This is a genomic window from Rhizobium lentis, from assembly GCF_014200175.1.
Classification (GTDB): domain Bacteria; phylum Pseudomonadota; class Alphaproteobacteria; order Rhizobiales; family Rhizobiaceae; genus Rhizobium; species Rhizobium mulingense.
This window is the reverse complement of sequence record NZ_JACHBD010000001.1, coordinates 509,229-526,649: the sequence shown is the minus strand read 5'-3', so window position 1 is coordinate 526,649 and position 17,421 is coordinate 509,229. Positions and strand designations below refer to the sequence as shown.

At 62.8% G+C, this 17,421-nt stretch carries 15 protein-coding genes; 11 read left to right on the top strand and 4 right to left on the bottom strand.

Going from position 1 to position 17,421, the window contains the following annotated elements:
* The first annotated feature begins 255 nt into the window (after positions 1-255).
* Positions 256-2,211: a translation factor GTPase family protein gene (locus GGI60_RS02610; protein WP_183912845.1), complete on the top strand. Its 1,956-nt coding sequence runs from the start codon at positions 256-258 to the stop codon at positions 2,209-2,211.
* A 68-nt stretch (positions 2,212-2,279) separates the two neighbouring features.
* Here GGI60_RS02610 and GGI60_RS02605 read toward each other — a convergent pair whose 3' ends face one another.
* Positions 2,280-3,326 (bottom strand): NAD(P)-dependent alcohol dehydrogenase, encoded by a 1,047-nt coding sequence (locus tag GGI60_RS02605; RefSeq protein ID WP_183912847.1) that lies wholly within the window; start codon positions 3,324-3,326, stop codon positions 2,280-2,282.
* A gap of 216 nt (positions 3,327-3,542) precedes the next feature.
* On the opposite strand from GGI60_RS02605, the gene GGI60_RS02600 reads away from it, so the two are divergent.
* The 3 genes from GGI60_RS02600 to GGI60_RS02590 all read left to right on the top strand — a co-directional run bounded on the left by GGI60_RS02600 (position 3,543) and on the right by GGI60_RS02590 (position 7,296).
* Positions 3,543-4,451 carry an AraC family transcriptional regulator gene (locus GGI60_RS02600; protein WP_183912849.1) on the top strand — a complete coding sequence of 303 codons (909 nt, stop codon included), beginning with the start codon at positions 3,543-3,545 and terminating at the stop codon, positions 4,449-4,451.
* A gap of 104 nt (positions 4,452-4,555) precedes the next feature.
* A complete protein-coding gene (locus tag GGI60_RS02595) occupies positions 4,556-5,614 on the top strand; it encodes a glycosyltransferase family 2 protein (protein ID WP_183912851.1) in 1,059 nt (352 codons plus the stop codon).
* Complete coding sequence (locus GGI60_RS02590; RefSeq protein ID WP_183912853.1) at positions 5,614-7,296, top strand: hypothetical protein; 1,683 nt, start codon at positions 5,614-5,616, stop codon at positions 7,294-7,296. The genes GGI60_RS02595 and GGI60_RS02590 overlap by 1 nt, the downstream gene beginning before the upstream one ends.
* Here GGI60_RS02590 and GGI60_RS02585 read toward each other — a convergent pair.
* Entirely contained in the window at positions 7,291-8,295 is a 1,005-nt protein-coding gene (locus GGI60_RS02585) for a sugar-binding transcriptional regulator (protein WP_183912855.1), read from the bottom strand. The genes GGI60_RS02590 and GGI60_RS02585 overlap by 6 nt on opposite strands.
* 82 nt (positions 8,296-8,377) lie before the next feature.
* The gene (locus tag GGI60_RS02580) at positions 8,378-9,412 is read right to left on the bottom strand and encodes a sn-glycerol-3-phosphate import ATP-binding protein UgpC (RefSeq protein ID WP_183912857.1); all 1,035 of its coding nucleotides are present in this window, start codon (positions 9,410-9,412) and stop codon (positions 8,378-8,380) included.
* A 150-nt stretch (positions 9,413-9,562) separates the two neighbouring features.
* Here GGI60_RS02580 and GGI60_RS02575 point away from each other — a divergent pair, with 150 nt between their 5' ends.
* The 6 genes from GGI60_RS02575 to GGI60_RS02550 all read left to right on the top strand — a co-directional run bounded on the left by GGI60_RS02575 (position 9,563) and on the right by GGI60_RS02550 (position 16,081).
* On the top strand, positions 9,563-10,921 hold the full coding sequence (locus GGI60_RS02575) for an extracellular solute-binding protein (RefSeq protein ID WP_183912858.1): 1,359 nt from the start codon (positions 9,563-9,565) through the stop codon (positions 10,919-10,921).
* A 13-nt stretch (positions 10,922-10,934) separates the two neighbouring features.
* Positions 10,935-11,900: an ABC transporter permease subunit gene (locus GGI60_RS02570; RefSeq protein WP_183913875.1), complete on the top strand. Its 966-nt coding sequence runs from the start codon at positions 10,935-10,937 to the stop codon at positions 11,898-11,900.
* 2 nt (positions 11,901-11,902) lie between these two features.
* Entirely contained in the window at positions 11,903-12,823 is a 921-nt protein-coding gene (locus tag GGI60_RS02565; RefSeq protein WP_183912859.1) for an ABC transporter permease subunit, read from the top strand.
* A gap of 27 nt (positions 12,824-12,850) precedes the next feature.
* Entirely contained in the window at positions 12,851-13,579 is a 729-nt protein-coding gene (locus GGI60_RS02560; protein ID WP_183912861.1) for a glycerophosphodiester phosphodiesterase family protein, read from the top strand.
* Positions 13,580-13,582: 3 nt separating this feature from the next.
* Complete coding sequence (locus tag GGI60_RS02555) at positions 13,583-14,299, top strand: HAD family hydrolase (RefSeq protein WP_183912863.1); 717 nt, start codon at positions 13,583-13,585, stop codon at positions 14,297-14,299.
* A gap of 150 nt (positions 14,300-14,449) precedes the next feature.
* Positions 14,450-16,081: an FGGY-family carbohydrate kinase gene (locus tag GGI60_RS02550; RefSeq protein ID WP_183913877.1), complete on the top strand. Its 1,632-nt coding sequence runs from the start codon at positions 14,450-14,452 to the stop codon at positions 16,079-16,081.
* Between the two features lie 15 nt (positions 16,082-16,096).
* On the opposite strand, the gene GGI60_RS02545 is transcribed toward GGI60_RS02550, so the two are convergent.
* Entirely contained in the window at positions 16,097-16,555 is a 459-nt protein-coding gene (locus GGI60_RS02545) for a hypothetical protein (protein WP_183912865.1), read from the bottom strand.
* 171 nt (positions 16,556-16,726) lie between these two features.
* Here GGI60_RS02545 and GGI60_RS02540 point away from each other — a divergent pair, with 171 nt between their 5' ends.
* On the top strand, positions 16,727-17,392 hold the full coding sequence (locus GGI60_RS02540) for a TetR/AcrR family transcriptional regulator (RefSeq protein WP_010029103.1): 666 nt from the start codon (positions 16,727-16,729) through the stop codon (positions 17,390-17,392).
* The last annotated feature ends 29 nt before the right edge of the window (positions 17,393-17,421 follow it).

Sequence of the window (17,421 nt, the reverse complement as noted above, 5' to 3'; positions counted from 1 at the left end):
GACGGCCCTCCGTTCATCGCTGCAATCGATTCGCTGGATCGATTGCTTTGCTCCTCATCCTCACCATGAGGGCTGATCGGTGTGCCGGGGCGCGCACGCCCAACCTTGACACATCTCACCACCCGCCCTTAGCATCCCGCCCGCGTCTCCCCATCACCGGGATGCCGCATCCATCGTAACAACGGATAGAGGTTCCAATGCGCCGACTCACTTCTCACGAAAATCACATCCGAATTTCTGAGAAGATGGTGGTTCATGCGAACTATGAATCTGGGCATCCTCGCCCATGTGGATGCAGGCAAGACTAGCCTTACCGAAAGACTGCTTTTTAACGCCGGCGTCATCGACAAGCCCGGCAGCGTCGATAGCGGCGATACACAGACGGATACGCTCGAACTCGAACGGCAGCGCGGCATCACGATCCGGGCCGCGGTGGTGTCGTTCGCGATCGGCGGCAGGACCGTGAATCTGATCGACACGCCCGGCCACCCGGATTTCATCGCCGAGGTGGAACGGGTGCTGGGATTGCTGGATGCGGCGGTGGTCGTAGTTTCGGCGGTCGAAGGCGTGCAGGCGCAGACGCGCGTGCTGGTGCGGGCGCTGCGGCGGCTCGGCGTTCCCTTCGTCTTTTTTATCAACAAGGTCGATCGCCTCGGCGCCCGGTATGGGGAGGTGATGGAGGCGCTTGCCTCGCAGCTCGCGGTGCGCCCCATCCCCATGTCTTCGGTCATCGATGCCGGCAGCAAGCTTGCCCGGGTGGAAGCCCTGGACCCGGGAAACGAGCCACTTTTTTCGGCACTCTGCGAGGCGCTCGGGGAAAACGACGAAGTGTTGCTCGATGATTATGTGCTCGCCCCTGAGCGCCTGACGGAGGAAAGGCTCGGCAACGCTCTGGCCGATCAGGTGGCGCGCGGCCTGGTGCATCCCGTCTTCGCGGGGGCGGCCATGACCGGCGCCGGCGTGCCGGCGCTAGCTTCGGCCATCACGGCGATCTTGCCCGAGCGGCGCCCGAACCCGGATGGGCCGGTCGCCGGCAAGATCTTCAAGATCGAGCGCGGCTGGGGCGGCGAGAAGCTGAGCTATGTGTATCTGACGGCGGGCACGGTGCGGCTTCGGCAATATCTCGATCTGCCGAAGGGCCCGGAAAGGGTGACCGCAATCCAGCTCTTTCAGGCCGGGCGCAGTCATGGCGCCGAGAGGTTTGCAGCCGGACAGATCGCGCGCGTCAGCGGGCTTGCCGGCGCCCGGATCGGCGATGCCGTGGGCGGCGATCGGGGCTCGACCGGAAGGGCCCACTTCGCGCCGCCGACGCTCGAAACCCGCGTCCTTGCCCGACGGCCTTCGGACAGGGCGGCGCTGTGGCTGGCGTTAAGCCAGATGGCCGAACAGGATCCCCTGATCAACCTGCACCGGAACGAAGAGGCCGACGAGGTGTTCGTCTCGCTCTACGGCGAGGTGCAGAAGGAGGTTATCCAATCGACCCTGCTGGCGGATTTCGGCCTCGATGCCAGCTTCGAGGAAAGTACGGTCATCCTGGCCGAGACGCCGGCGGCAACAGGAAGCGGCCTGCAGATCCTCTTCAAGGAGCCCAATCCGTTTCTTGCGACTGTCGGCCTGCGGGTCGAGCCGCGTCCCGCCGGCGCAGGCAACAGCTTCGCGCTCGAAGTGGATGTCGGCCAGATGCCGGTCGCCTTTTATCGGGCGGTCGAGGAGGCCGTGTTCGAGACGCTGAAACAAGGCATTTTCGGCTGGCAGGTCATTGATTGCCATGTGGCGATGACGGCAGCGCGCCACAGCTCACCGGCAAGCACTGCCGCCGACTTCCGGCAGCTGACGCCTTGGGTGCTGGCAACGGCGCTCTCGGCCGCGCAAACCGTGCTCTGCGAACCGGTCGACCGCTTTCATCTCGAAACGCCGGCCGAGAGCCTGGGCGGCGTGCTGACCTTGCTTGCGAAATCCGCCGCTACGACGACGGATTCGGTGATTGCCGATGGCATGGCGCATTTGGAAGGCACTCTGGTGTCAGCGATGGTCCAGCGTGTCCAGCAGCAATTGCCGGGGCTGACGAGCGGGGCAGGGACGATGGAGACGGCTTTCGATCACCATGCCCCGATATCAGGGCCGCCGCGCCTGCGTCCGCGGTCGGGGCCTGATCCGTTCAACCCTGTGGAATATTTGTTGCGGTTGCAGTCCAAGAGAGCCTCATGCTGAGGTGCGCAGAGGAAGCTTGAATGTGCCGCCAATAAAAAAGCGGCTCCTGAAGGAGCCGCTCTTGTTCCTCAAGCCGCCAGTGAGGCGATGTCGATGACGAAGCGGTAGCGGACGTCGCTTTTCAGGACGCGTTCATAGGCTTCGTTGACCTGATCGATGTTGATCTTCTCGATTTCGGAGACGATGTTGTGCTTGCCGCAGAAATCGAGCATTTCCTGAGTTTCCTTGATGGAGCCGATCATTGAGCCGGAGATGCTCTTGCGGCCGGGGATGATCGAGAAGGCGTGCACCGGGATTGGATTTTCCGGCGCGCCGACGACCACGAAAGAACCATCCACCTTGAGAAGGCCGAGATAGGCGTTCCAGTCGATTTCGGCGCTGACGGTGCAGATGATCAGGTCGAACGTGCCGGCGAGCTTCGTGAATGTCTCGGGATCGTTGGTGGCGTAATATTCCTTGGCGCCGAGCTTCAGCCCGTCTTCCTTCTTGGAAAGGCTCTGGGAGAGAACGCTGATATCGGCGCCCATCGCCGAACCGAGCTTGACGCCCATGTGGCCGAGGCCGCCCATGCCGACAATCGCGACCTTCTTGCCGGGGCCGGCATTCCAGTGGCGCAGCGGCGAATAGAGCGTGATGCCGGCGCAGAGCAACGGCGCGGAAGCATCGAGCGGAAGGTTGTCAGGAATGGACATGACGTAGCCTTCCCTAACGACAATCGAGTCGGAATAGCCGCCCTGCGTCCGCGTCTTGCCGTCGGCTTCGAAGTCGTTGTAGGTGCCGCAGAGACCCGGCATATACTGCTCGCGGTCGAGGTCGCGCTCGGCGCAGCCGATGCAGGAATCGACGAAGCAGCCGACGCCGACGCGGTCGCCGACCTTGAACTTGGTGACGGCGGAGCCGACTGCCGAGACGATGCCGGCGATCTCATGGCCCGGCACGATCGGGTAGACGGCGTTCTTCCACTCGTTGCGCACGGTGTGGATGTCCGAATGGCAGATGCCGGCAAATTTGATGTCGATCACGACGTCGTCGGCGTTCGGCTCGCGGCGTTCGAAGGTGAAAGGGGTCAGCGGCTTGGAAGCATCAGTCGCGGCGTAGCCTCTTGCAATAGGCATGGGAACCATCCTTTTTCGATTTTTGAGGTGGGGTTGAGCGGGATGGCGCACTATTGCTCCGAAGACGGCCAGGGAGGTAGAGTGATCCTCCAAGCTTCTTGCACGATCCTGCAAAAATGAGCCGATGGCCTGTTTTCGAATTGCCTGGGCGAACCTAGATAGAAGCCACTTCGGATAAGAGCCGTTCAGCAGGCGTTAGACAGAAAGAGTTGCCGCATGACTTTGCCTTTCAACCCCTATCAGGAAATCGTCGATATAGCGATGCGCTTCGCGACCGACGACGGCGAGTTCTCGACCGAGATCGGCAATCTCCGCATCAGCCGGCGTTCCAGGCCGAGCGATCCCTTTCACAGCAGGTACCGTCCCTGTTTTGCCTTCGTGCTGCAGGGGGCCAAGAGCCTGCAGCTCGGAACGGAACGCATCAGCTACGGAACCGGAGACTATCTCTTGACCTCGCTCGACCTGCCGGTCGCCTGGCGTGTCACGGAGGCTAGCCCCGAGGTTCCGCATCTCTGTCTGGGGCTGGCGATCGATTCCGAAAAGCTTCTGGAGCTGCTCAGCCGCACCGATATTCCGCGCCCGGCCGCCGATAGCGACGGACAGCGCGGTATGGTCGTGAGCGTCGCGCCACCGGAGCTCATGGATGCCGCCGTCCGTCTGCTCCGGTTGCTCGATTGTCCAGGCGACATTCCGGCCATGGCGCCGCTGATCGAGCAGGAGATCCTCTATCGGGTGCTGACCGGGCCGCACGGCGCGCGGCTGATCAATATCGCGACGGCTGACAGCCACAGCAACAGGATCGCCCGTGCCGTCGCCTGGCTGAAGGAGAATTTCGCGCGGCCGCTGCGCATCGAGGACCTCGCCGAGCGCGTCAATATGAGCGTGTCGTCCTTCCATCACCATTTCAAGTCGGTGACGGCGATGACGCCGGTGCAATACCAGAAGCAGCTGCGCCTGCACGAGGCGCGCCGGCTGATGCTGGTGGAGCGGCTCGATGCTGGCACCGCCGGCCACCGCGTCGGCTATCAGAGCCCGTCGCAGTTCAGCCGCGAATACAGCCGCCTCTACGGCGCTTCGCCGGCCCGCGATATCGACGGCGTGCGCGAGATGATGGCGGCCGAATAGAGCGCTGCGCCCGGCGCGATACACTTGCTTTCCGCTGTATTAAAGGATGCTTGACGTTTCCCGGCTAGGCTGGCGCCATCCATCAAGCAGGCACCGTCGTCCGCATGACGCAAGCACCGTTTCTTTCTATCGTCGCGCCTTGTCACAACGAGGAAGAGGGGCTGCGCGAATTCTGCCGCCGCGCCTCCGCTGCCGCGCAGAGCGTTGCCGGCGATGCCTTCGAGCTCATTCTCGTCGATGACGGTTCCTCCGACGGCACCTGGGAGATCATTTCGGAACTGGCTGCAAAAGTGCCGCAGGTGCTCGGGGTTCGCCTGTTGCGCAATCATGGCCACCAGCTGGCGTCGACGGCGGGCCTTTCCGCCTCGCGGGGCGAGCGCGTTCTCCTGATCGACGCCGATCTTCAGGATCCGCCCGAACTGCTGTTGATGATGATGCCGATCATGGAGCGCGGCGCAGACGTCGTCTACGGCCAGCGCACGCGCCGCGAGGGCGAAACCTGGTTCAAGCTCGCCACCGCTTCGCTGTTCTATCGCACGCTTTCCAGGCTCGCTTCCGTGACCATCCCGCGCGATACCGGCGATTTCCGGCTGATGCGCCGGCGCGTCGTCGATATTCTGCTGGCGATGCCGGAACGCGATCGCTTCATCCGCGGCATGGTCAGCTGGATCGGCGGCAGGCAGGTGGCGCTGCCCTATGAGCGCGACGCGCGTTTTGCCGGCACGACGAAATATCCGTTGCGCAAGATGATCAATTTCGCGCTCGATGCGATCACCAGCTTTTCGACGACGCCGCTGCGCATCGCCACATGGCTCGGCATGATCAGCGCCGGTGTGGCGATGGCCTTGCTCGTCTATACCTTCGTGCGCTGGCTGCAGGGCGAGACGGTCACCGGCTGGTCGTCGATCATGGCCGCCGTCAGCGCCTTCAGCGCCATCCAGCTGATCTGCATCGGCATCATCGGCGAATATCTCGGCCGTCTCGTGCAGGAGAGCAAGAGGCGGCCGATGTTCATGATCGAGACGATCCTGCGTGGCAGCGAACATGCCGAGCTGCCGACCGCTTTTTCCGAGATGGGCGCCGGCGACAAGCGCGCCGCACTGGATGCGGCCTTCGGATTCGAAGCGTTGGCATCGTCGCACAAGAGCAATCGGATCGGATAATGGACCGGATTTCCACGCCTGCTGTAGCGGCAGCCGGGTCTGATGAATTGGTGGCCCGGCAGGATTCCACCGTTGCGATCACTGTTTTCGTGGCGTTTGTCGCTATCCTGGTCGTGTTGTTCCGCTTTCCGCCGATTCTTGATTACGCAAATCACTACGCCCGTATCTGGCTGCTATCCGGGGGCATCGGCGAGCGGCCTTTTCCGGAGGTCTATACGGTCGATTGGAACCGCACCTTCACCAATGTCGGCATCGACCTTCTGGCGACCTGGATGGGGCCGCTCGTCGGCGCAGACAGGCTGGCGCGGGCTTTGCTTTTCCTGGCGATCGTGCTGCCGCCGCTTGGCGCAATCAGTTTGCATCGGGCGCTGTTCGGCGGCCGGCACTATTGGCAGATCGCCATGCTGTCGCTTGGCTGGTGCGCTACAATGATCGGTGGATTCATCAATTTCCAGATCGGCCTTGGCATGGCCTTGTTCTTCGCCTGCGCCGACCTGCGACTACAGCGCCGCAATCCCTTGCTGCTTTTCGCCTGGCGGCTTGCCGCCGTGCTGATGCTGACGGTGATGCACATCTTCTCGCTCGGCTTCTATATGGCGATTATCTGCGGCCTCGAATTTTCCTGGCGTTTCGATGTCTTGCGATCGAAGTCCGGCCTGGTGAGGCTCGCCAGCCGGTTAACGCTGGCGCTGGGCGCATGCGTTCTGCCGCCGTTGGCACTCTATCTCCGTTCGCCAGCTTTGCCCAATGCCGGTGATAACGGCCTTGCCCTTGCCTGGAATGACGGCGTCGTCCTGATTGTCATGAATTTGCTCTCCGCGATCACCACATACATTCCGGCGGTAGACGTGGTGATGGTTCTGCCGTTGATTCTCATCTGCACGCGTGCCGCACGCGCGGGCGATATCCGCGTGCATGCGGGGCTTGCCGTGGCAGCCAGCGGGCTGCTGCTGCTCTCCTGTGTATCGCCTCGCCATATGCTCGGAACTGGATGGATCAGTTGGCGCTTTCCGATCATGACGGCACTCGTTGCCATGGCGATGGTGTGTCCTTTCGCCAATCTGACGCGCCGCCAGGCGCTGTTGCTGGCGCTCGTCGTCAATCTCGCGGTTTTCGGCCGGACGGGCTGGATCGGTTGGAACTGGTGGCTTGCACAAAAGGACATTGCTGCCGTCGAGACCGTGCTTAAAAAGGTGCCGGTCGGCGCGGCCGTTCTGCCTCTGGAGCATGATCCCAAGACGGTGAGCGGCCTTGCGCACTCCAGCCGGTATTTTTTCTTTAGAGAAGAGACTTTCTGGCACCTTCCAACGCTTGCCACGCCTTTCGCGCATGCGTTCGTGCCGACCCTCTTCACCGCGAAAGGCAAGCAGCCGCTATCGGTTCTGACACCATGGTCTGAGATCGCGGTCCCCGAAGGCAATCTGCTGTCGATCGGCGTGCTTTTGTGCCCGGCAATGATGCAGGCCTATGAAGACTTCACACCCTATCTGTTGGACTGGCGCGGACGTTTTGATTTCATCCTCGCCGTCAATGCGGATACTTCCGACCGGTATTTAGGCACTGTGATGCCGGTCGGCCTGACGCTGGTCGAGGATGCCGGTTTCGCCAAGCTCTACGCGATCGAGAAGGTGGTGCCGCAAGAGTCCCTTTCGGTTCCTGCCGGTTGTCCGGCGGCTCTATGAGCCGTTGCCTGCCCTGAGATCGAGTGCAAGCTGTCGCGCTTGCCGGGCCGTGTCTTCGTCGCAGATCAGCACGTTGCCCAGGCCGGACAGCAGCACGGCGGCGATAGCCTGCGCCTTGTTCAGGCCGCCAGAGGCGAAAATGACGTTGGGAATGGCGCGGAGGGCCTCGAGTTCGGGCGCGATGGCGCATCTGTTGATCGCATGTTCGATCGGCCGCCCTGTCTTGTCGACGAATTGGCCGAGAACATCGCCGCAGGCGCCGGCTGCGACCAGTTCCTCGATGTTGATGCTGCTCGGCAGGCCGTAGCGCATCAGCAGCGAGCGTTCGGTCATGTCGCCGATGCTGAGCACGATGACGTCGTTGGCCTCGATCTGGCGAAAGGCCGTTTCAAAAACGTGCTGCTTGATGATCGCGGTGCGCGATTCCGGGCTACCGGCATAGATCGGCGCTGCAAGATAGGCGCATTCGGCATTGAGCTGGCGGGCGAGATCGCTCGCAATGTCGAACGTATTGATCTCGATGCCGTGCGTCAGTCCGCCCATGACCGAGTTGACGCAGAGATCGGGCCGTCTCAGCGACGGCATGTGGCGCACCATTTCGCGAAGCGTCGCTCCCCAGCCGACGCCGACGCCGCGGATGTTGCCGCCGTTCAGCAATTGCACGAGATAATCGGCTGCCGCCTGTCCGAGCAGGACGGGGATGAGTTCCGCATCCTCGGGCGTCGGAACGATGATTGCCCGATTGAGGTTGAATTCCGCCGCCAGCTGCTGCTCCAGGGCGACGCAGGAGGTGAGCCGGGAATTGAGCGTGATCGTTACGAGGCCGGAGCGGCGCGCCTCGGCGATGATCTTGTTGACGCGAAGCCGGTTGGTCGACAGCGCTTCGGCGATCTCGCCCTGCGTGCGTCCCTCCATGTAATAGAGCCAGACGACGCGCACCTGCATCTGCTCGTCGGGCAGCGCTACAGGCGCAAGAGAAGCACTTCTGTTCTGTGACATGCGATAAACTGCGCCTCCGCTTCGACGCCATGGATCTCAAATCCCCGGCGCTTGTCAATCGCAGGGGCTTGCCGTCAGCAGGTCAATCGGTTCGCCGCCCCGTCGTCCGGTTGAAGGGATGCAGATCATCCCTTCTCACATGACAGGAAATGCGGTCGCCGTCCTGCATCCGCTGATCGGTGGAAACGCTCGCAACGATGCGCCTATCGCTGCCGTCGATGCGCAGATGCACGTTGTTCTCATCACCAACGGTCTCGATCAATTCGACATGAGCGTCGAACTGGAGATCGCGTGCCGACCCGGCACCGAGATCGACCGCGCCCGGCCTGATGCCGATGAGATCCGTGTCTCTCGGCAGCGGGAGGTCGCAGGGGCCGAGCTCATCGAGATCGATGAGGTTCATCGGCGGAGAACCGATGAAGCCGGCAACGAAGACGGTTTCGGGGCGGCGATAGACCTCGATCGGCGTGCCGATCTGCTCGATCCGGCCGCCTTTCATGACGACCAGCCGGTCGGCGAGCGTCATGGCCTCGAGCTGGTCGTGCGTGACGTAGAGGCTCGTCGTCTTCAGCTGCCGCTGCAGCCTGCGGATTTCGACGCGCATCTGCACGCGAAGCTTCGCATCAAGGTTGGATAGAGGCTCGTCGAACAGGAAGGCGGCGGGATCGCGGACGATGGCGCGGCCCATGGCGACGCGCTGGCGCTGGCCGCCCGAGAGCTGGCGAGGGCGCCGCTCCAGGAACTCGCCGATCTCGAGAATGCCGGCGGCATTGGCGATCCGCCGGTCGATCTCGTCGCGCGGCACGCGGCGATTTTTGAGGCCGTATTCGAGATTCTCACGGACAGTCATGTGGGGATAGAGCGCGTAATTCTGGAAGACCATGGCGATGTTGCGGTCGGCCGGATCGACATGGCCGACATCGTTTCCAGCGATTCTCAAGTGCCCCGAGCTTATGGCTTCAAGGCCGGCGATCATCCGCAGCAGGGTCGATTTCCCGCATCCCGACGGCCCGACCAGCACGATCATCTCGCCGTCGGCGACGCTGAGATTGATCCCTTTCACCGCGGGAACCGCTCCGTAATTCTTCTTCAAATCGATGAGATCGATCGCTGCCATGGCATCCTCCTTCGCCGTCGTCATACATTTGTAACATGCTATTGACATTTGTAACAAGTAACCCCAACCTTGTTTTATCGCCACTCTGGGAGGGGTTGATCGGCGCAAGCGCGCCGGTCGGCGAACAACGGCTATGGAGAGGAAAACGAAATGACGGCAGAGTCTTCGATGGGTGCCCGCTTGCGGCGGGCGATCCGCTCGTTCGCGGCGGGTGCTGCACTGGCGACGCTTGGATTGGCAGCTGCGGGTGAGGTGAGCGCAGCCGATCGCGTCAAGATCGAATGGTGGAATGCGGCAGGCGGGCGCCTCGCCGAAATCACCAACAAGCTGATCGCCGACTTCAATGCCTCGCAGGACAAATACCAGGTCGTCGGCATCGGCAAAGGCAATTACGAGGAGACCATGGCGGCAATGGTGGCCGCCTACCGCGTCCGCCAGCAGCCGGTGCTGATCCAGGCGGCCGAGCGGGGTTTTCTCACCATGTACAATTCCGGCGCCATCATTCCGGTACCGGACCTGATGGAAAAAGAAGGCTACAAGATCGACTGGAACGATTTCGTAGCGCCGGTCGCCGGTTTCTATCTGGTCGACGGCAAGCCGGTGGCGATGCCCTTCAACAGCTCGACGCCGATCTTCTGGTACAATGCCGATCACTTCAAGGCAGCCGGTTTCGACAAGCCGGGCGAGACCTGGCAGGAGCTCGACAAGCAGTTGCGTGCCATCAAGGAGAAGGGCGTTTCGAAGTGCCAGATGGCGCTGGCGAACGACTTCTACTGGAGCCTGATCGAGAACTACGCGGCGATCCAGGACCAGCCTTACGGCACCAAGGCGAATGGCTTCGGCGGCCTCGACACCGAATTCATCTTCAACAAGAGTCCGCTGGTCGTCGGCCAGGTGACGCGCCTCAAGACCTGGCTCGACGCCGGCATCCTGCAGATCGCTGGGCAGGGCCTCTCGCCCGACCAGCTCTTCACCTCGGGCACCTGCTCGACCTATGTGGCTTCCACCGCGGCGCATGCTGCCGTCGAAAGCGGTGCGAAATTCAATTGGAGTGCGACGTTCCTGCCGCATGAGGAAGGCATCGAGCCGAAGAACAGCACTATCGGCGGCGGCGCGCTCTGGGTCCTGAAAGGCAAGTCGGATGAAGAATATGCCGGTGCCGCCGCCTTCCTGAATTTCCTCGCCTCACCGAAGACGCAGGTCTGGTGGAGCAAGCAGACCGGCTATGTGCCCGTCACCAACGCCGCCTATGAACAGGCGAAGTCCGAGGGCTATTTCAAGGATCACCCGACCCGCGAGATCGCCATTCTCCAGCTCACGCGCGGAACACCGACCGACAATTCGCGCGGCTTCCGCTTCGGCAACCATAACCAGTCGATGGCGCTTCTGGTGGAAGAGATCCAGGGCGTCTGGACCGGCCAGAAAACCCCGCAGGAGGCGCTGGATGAGGCGGCGGTGCGCGGAAACCAGATCCTTCGCCAGTACGAGCAGCTTCATGCAGCAAAGTAGAACCATGGGAAAGATGGAAGGCGCCGCCCGGCGCCTTCGCATCCCGGATCTTCTGTCGACGGGCCGCTCGGTCGCGCGGCCGTCGGAGGCCGGGTTGAAGTCCGCCCACTTCAATAGGCCGTGGCTTGCCTTCGGGCTGGTCGCGCCGCAGCTGCTGATCCTGCTGTTTTTCTTTTTCATTCCTTCCTACAAGGCGCTGTCGCTGGCCTTCGTGCAGGTCGATCCCTTCGGCGGCACCGAGATTTTCGTCGGGCTCACGAATTTCTACAATCTATTCGCAAGCCCGGAATATCGCGGCAGCGCGCTGTTCACGCTCTGGTTCACCGTGGCCCAGAACGCCGCAACGCTTCTGCTTGCCGGTCTCTTTGCCTTCGCGACCGATTTCGTGATCAGGGGCAGGGGGATCTACAAGAGCATCATCCTGCTTCCCTATGCGATCGCGCCTGTCATATCGGGGGTGATCTGGGCCTTCCTGTTCAATCCGGCGGTGGGGCCGGTCGCGCAGCTTCTGCATGGGTTCGGTTTCGAATGGGACCCGAACCGGCGGCCTTTCGATGCGCAGCTTCTGGTGACGATCGCCTCGGTCTGGAAGAATGTCTGCTACGATTACATCTTTCTCGTCGCGGCCTTGCTGGCCGTGCCGTCCTCGCTGCTGGAGGCGGCAAAGCTCGACGGCGCAAGGCCCGTGCGGCGCTTCTTCACCATTTCGCTTCCCCTGATCTCGCCGACGATCTTCTTCCTCGTGGTGATGAACTTCGTCTACGGCCTGTTCGAAACCTTCGGCATCATCGACGCGGTCACTCGCGGCGGTCCGGCGGGGGCGACGAACAGCCTGGTCTACAAGGTCTATCAGGACGGTTTCGTGCAGCTCGACCTCGGCTCGTCGGCCGCCCAGTCGGTGCTTTTGATGCTGATCGCCATCCTCTTCACCATCGTTCAATTCCGCGCGCTCGAGCGCAAGGTCAATTACCAGGTGTAGCCATGCCCGAACGCCATCTCGGTCTATCGATCTTCTGCCACGCCATATTGTTGATCGGCGCGGTTTTCGTCTGCCTGCCGCTCTATTTCGCCTTCGTCGCCGGCTCGCTCACCTTGCAGGAGGTTCAGCAGGCGCCGTTCCCGGTCTTGCCCGGCTCGCATTTCTTCGAAAACCTGGCCGCCGCCTGGCAGCAGGGCGAGTTCTCCCAGCTATTCCTGAATTCGATCATCGTCACCGCCGGCATCGTCGTCGGCAAGCTGGCGATCTCGCTGATCGCCGCATTCGGCGTCACCTATTTCCGCTTCCCGTTCCGCATGACGGCGTTCTGGCTGATCTTCGTGTCGCTGATGCTTCCGGTCGAGGTCCGCATCATCCCAACCTATGAAGCGGTCGCCGATGCTGCCGGGCCGATCCGCTGGCTTGCCGGCACGATCGGCCTTTCCGGCGTCGTCGAACGGCTGACCGGGTACAGCATCGAAACCTCGCTGAAATGGAACATGGTCAACAGCTATGCCGGGCTGATCCTGCCGCTGATCGCCTCTGCCTCGGCGACCTTTCTGTTCCGGCAGTTCTTCCTGACCGTTCCCGACGAGCTTTGCGAGGCGGCCAAGCTCGACGGCGCCGGTCCGTTGAAGTTCTTCAAGGATATCCTGCTGCCGCTGTCGCGCGCCAACATCGCGGCGCTGTCGATCATCCTGTTTCTCTACGGCTGGAACCAGTATTTGTGGCCGCTGCTCTTCACCACCGACAAGGAGATGGGAACGGCCGTCCTCGGGCTGAAGCAACTCGTTCCGGTCTCGGACTCCGCGCCTGCCTGGAACATTGCGATGAGCGCTGCGCTGCTCGTCATGCTGCCGCCTGCGGCCGTCATTCTCTTCATGCAACGCTGGTTCACCAAAGGGCTGGTGGACTCCGGAAAATAACACGAAGATCTCAAGGATATTCAGACGATGGTGCATATCATCGGCCACCGCGGTGGCCGCAATCTCTGGCCTGAAAACAGTCTTTCAGGCTTCCGAAAACTTGCGCAAATGCCGGTCGATGGCGTGGAATTCGACATCCACCTGACGCGGTCTGGCGAAATGCTCGTCATTCATGACCCGACGCTCGAACGCACCACGGATACACATGGGCCGGTCGCCGATCTCGGACCCGGCAAACATCGGGAAATCGGCCTCAAGGACAGCGACGGGGAGGCGATCCCGACACTGGAAGAGGTCCTTGCCGTCTTCAAGGACACGCCGCTCGAACTTCACATCGAACTGAAGACGCACGCCGACGGGACGCCTTACGAGGGGTTGGCGGCCAAGGCATTCGCCGCAGTCGAGCGGCTTGGTCTAAAGGAGCGCTCGATCCTGACGAGCTTTCATCCCGACGTGCTTGCCGATATTCGCAAGGCCGCGCCCGGAATTCGCACCTTGTCGTCCTTCGACGCCAAGTCGGCCGAGCGCCTCGGCCTTGCGAGCGGCCTCCGCCTAATGAAGCAGTGCTCGGATATTATCGCGATCGAGAAGTCGCTGCTTCAGGCGAAGTGGGACGAGATCACCCAGCACGTGCCGCTCGACCGGCTCGGCGCCTGGGTTCCGAACGAAACGAGCGATCTCGAATACTGGCTCGCCAAACCGATCCGGCAGATCACCACGGACCGGCCGGATCTCGCCCTGCAGGCGCGGAGGTGAGGCATGCTCGATAGCCGCATCGATCATCCCGGCACGCGAGGCGCCATGGACAGCATCGACCTCGTGATCTTCGATTGCGACGGCGTGCTGATCGACAGCGAGCCGATCGCCAGCCGCACGCTCGCGGAAACGCTGCAAGGCGCCGGTATTGCGATCAGCGCGGCGGAGGCCCATGTCAAATTCACCGGCAATTCGGAAAGCATCATCGCCGAAATGTGCCGGCGCGAATACGGGATCAGCGATGTGCCCGCGCTGTTCGAGCAGTGGCATCGCCATCTGTTCGAGGAATTCGAACGCTCGCTGAAGCCGATTGCCGGCATTGCCGAGGTCGTCAACAACCTCGACCGTCCGAAATGCGTCGCATCGAACAGCACGATGCAGCGGCTGCGCAACAGCCTCGGCAAGCTCGATCTCTGGAGCGCCTTCGCCGAGGGCGTGTTCAGCGCCGAAGCTGTCTCGCGGCCGAAACCGGCACCCGACCTGCTGTTGCATTGCGCCGAGCGCTTCCGGGCCCGTCCGGGCAAGTCAGTCATGATCGACGACAGCGTCCATGGCGTGGCGGCGGCAATCGCCGCAGGCATGACGGCCATCGGTTTCGTCGATCCGGCCGATCCGAGGCCCGGCCGTCGCGCGGTGCTCGATGCCGCCGGAGCAGCCGCCGTTGCGACAGGGGCGGGGGAGCTCACTGCCATTCTCGAAAATGTCGGAGGAAGGCTGTGACGGCATCTGCCCAGCGCGTTGGCCTCCTTGCCATGGCGCCGCGACTGCGTAATGTCAGCCTCCCTGGAGGCGATCTTTCCAGACGTAGAGTTTGAAATCCGGCTGAAACTGCCCATCAACCCGATCGCAGGCGATCTGAAGCGAGAGACCATGAGCGACACATTCCACGCCCCGGAGGCGGATGCCAGATACGTCATCGGCGTCGATGTCGGCACCGGCAGCGCCCGGGCCGGCCTGTTCGATATGGCCGGCAGCATGCTGGCCTCCGCCAAGCGCAATATCAGCCTGTTTCATGAAGCCGGTTCCATCGTCGAGCAGTCGAGCAGCGAAATCTGGCGCGCCGTCTGCGCGGCCGTGCGGGAGGCGGTTGCCACAGCCGGCGTCGATCCGGCTTCCGTGGTCGGGCTCGGCTTCGACGCCACCTGCTCGCTCGTCGTCCTCGGCGAAGGCGGCAAACCGCTGCCCGTCGGGCCTTCGGAAGATCCGGACCGGGACATCATCGTGTGGATGGACCACCGTGCCGTCCCGCAGGCGGAGCGCATCAACGCCTTCGGGCATGATGTGCTGCGCTATGTCGGCGGCCGCATCTCGCCCGAGATGGAAACGCCCAAGCTTCTCTGGCTGAGCGAAAACCGCCGCGAGGTGTTCGATGCCGCCTGGCAATTCTTCGACCTTGCGGATTTCCTCACCTGGCGGGCGAGCGGCGACCTCTCGCGCTCGATCTGCACCGTCACCTGCAAGTGGACCTATCTCGCCCATGAAAAGCGCTGGGACAGCAGCTATTTCCATCAGATCGGCCTCGGCGTGCTGGCGGACGAAGGTTTTGCCCGCATCGGCACCTCCATCGTCGAGCCCGGTTCGGCGCTCGGTGAGGGACTGACCGCTGCAGCGGCCGAAGAACTCGGCCTGGTGCCGGGCACGGCCGTCGCGGCCGGGCTGATCGATGCCCATGCCGGCGGTGTCGGCACCGTCGGCGCCGATCCGCAGGCCAATCTTGCCTATGTCTTCGGGACCTCCTCCTGCACCATGACCTCGACGGCGGAACCGTCTTTCGTTTCCGGCGTCTGGGGACCTTACTATTCGGCGATGGTGCCGGGCCTCTGGCTGAACGAGGGTGGCCAGAGTGCCGCCGGCGCGGCGATCGACCATCTCCTCTCCTTCCATCCGGCGGCCGGCGAGGCGAGGGAGCTTGCGACGAGCGCAGGCACTGCGCTGCCGGTCCTGCTGGCTGACATGGCCGCCGGCAAGGCGGGCCGTGCCTCCGATGCCGTCAGGCTGGCGGCCGGGCTGCATGTCGTTCCCGAGTTCCTCGGCAACCGCGCGCCCTTTGCCGATCCGCATGCCCGGGCTGTTATCGCCGGTCTCGGCATGGAGCGGGATGTCGACAGCCTTGTCTCGCTCTATGTTGCCGGGCTTTGCGGCATCGGCTACGGCCTCAGGCAGATCATCGAGACGCAGGCCGAGGCGGGCGTCACCGTCGAAAACATCGTCATCAGCGGTGGTGCCGGCCAGCACGATTTCGTCCGCCAGATGCTCGCCGATGCGAGCGGCAAGCCGGTGGTCGCCACGACCGCCGAGGAGCCGGTGCTGCTCGGGGCGGCCATCCTCGGCGCCGTCGCCGGCCGCCAATTTGCCGATGTGCGCGCGGCGATGAGTGAGCTCACCGGGGTGGAAACACGCTTTCAGCCGTCTGAGGCTGAGATTTCGGATCTCCACCGCAAGCGTTACGAAGCCTTCAAGGAGCTTCAGACGCTGGCGCGCAAGCTTCGCAACGATGGGTGATACTGCTGCGCGAGGCTAATTGTTGATGGCGGTGATCGCCCAATGGCTCTCGTCGCAGGCGTTGTCGTCGCAAACGGCGCCCATCCAGACGGCGCCGTTTGCGAGCATGACGCCCTCGCTGCTGACGAACAGATCGTCATATTGCTGGCGGCCGACGGCGCGGCGGGTCTCCGGCGTCACCAGACCGTCGAAATTCTCGATGAAATGCTCGGCGGTCTCGACATCGTAGGTCTCGCCATTGGCCTTCACGGTCAGCGGATATTCGGCAAGGCCGGCGACGGTCTCGGCGTCGCCGGAGCGCATCGCCAGAACGAGCTGGCGCAGCGGCCGGTCGAAGCCCGCGGCATCGCCGTGCAATTCCTCGATACGCTCATAGACCTCGCTGTCCGACTGCGCGGCGGCGCGACCGGTGAAGGACGTCGTTGCCAGGAGCATCGCTCCGGCCAGGAGAAGGGCAGCAGAAAGGCGCGACATGACAGGCTCCGGCAAATGACGTCCCGTAACACTATGCAGTTCCTATAACGTATCCGCCGATCCAATTCTGGTGCCGTGCCGGTCTTTCCCGTATAAAAATCTGCCGGGCCTGCTTGACGGCCCGATCGGTTTGCCGCATAAAGCTCGCGAACCGTACCGTACGGTACGTATATGGGAGCCATGACCGTGTCCGTCGATACTGCAGAGCCGAGCGAATTTTCGCCGCGCCAGAACGCCGTTCTGGAGCAGGCGCTGCGGTTGCTCGTCGATGGCGGCGAGAAGGCGCTGACGACCTCGGGTGTCGCGCGTGCCGCCAATTGCTCCAAGGAAAGCCTCTACAAGTGGTTCGGCGACCGCGATGGCCTGCTCTCGGCGATGATCGCCTATCAGGCGAGCAAAGTGCGCACCTTCGAGCGCAACGGTGAGCGGCTGACGGCGGCGAGCCTGCACGACCATGTCGTCATCTTCGCGCGCGACCTGCTGGAGGTGCTGGCCGGCGACGTCTCGCTGGCGCTGAACCGGCTCGCCATCGGCCAGTCGCATCGCGACGGCTCCAAGCTCGGCAAACTGCTGCTCGAGCGCGGCCGCCGCCAGATCGACCGGCGCGCCATGGCGCTGATCGATTCCGGCAAGAGGGCAGGGCTGCTGCGCTTTGCCGATGCCGACGAGGCCTATCATACCCTTTACGGCCTTGTTGTCTCCGATCTGCATGTGCGCATGCTGCTCGGCGAACCCGGCCTCAAGGATACCGCGCGCCAGGCGGAGAAGGCGGTGACCGCCTTCCTCCGGCTCTATGGCACGGAGAAGGTACTGGCGGAGATGCCGGCTCTCGGCTGATTTCGCCTTAATGACAGTCAACAGGACAA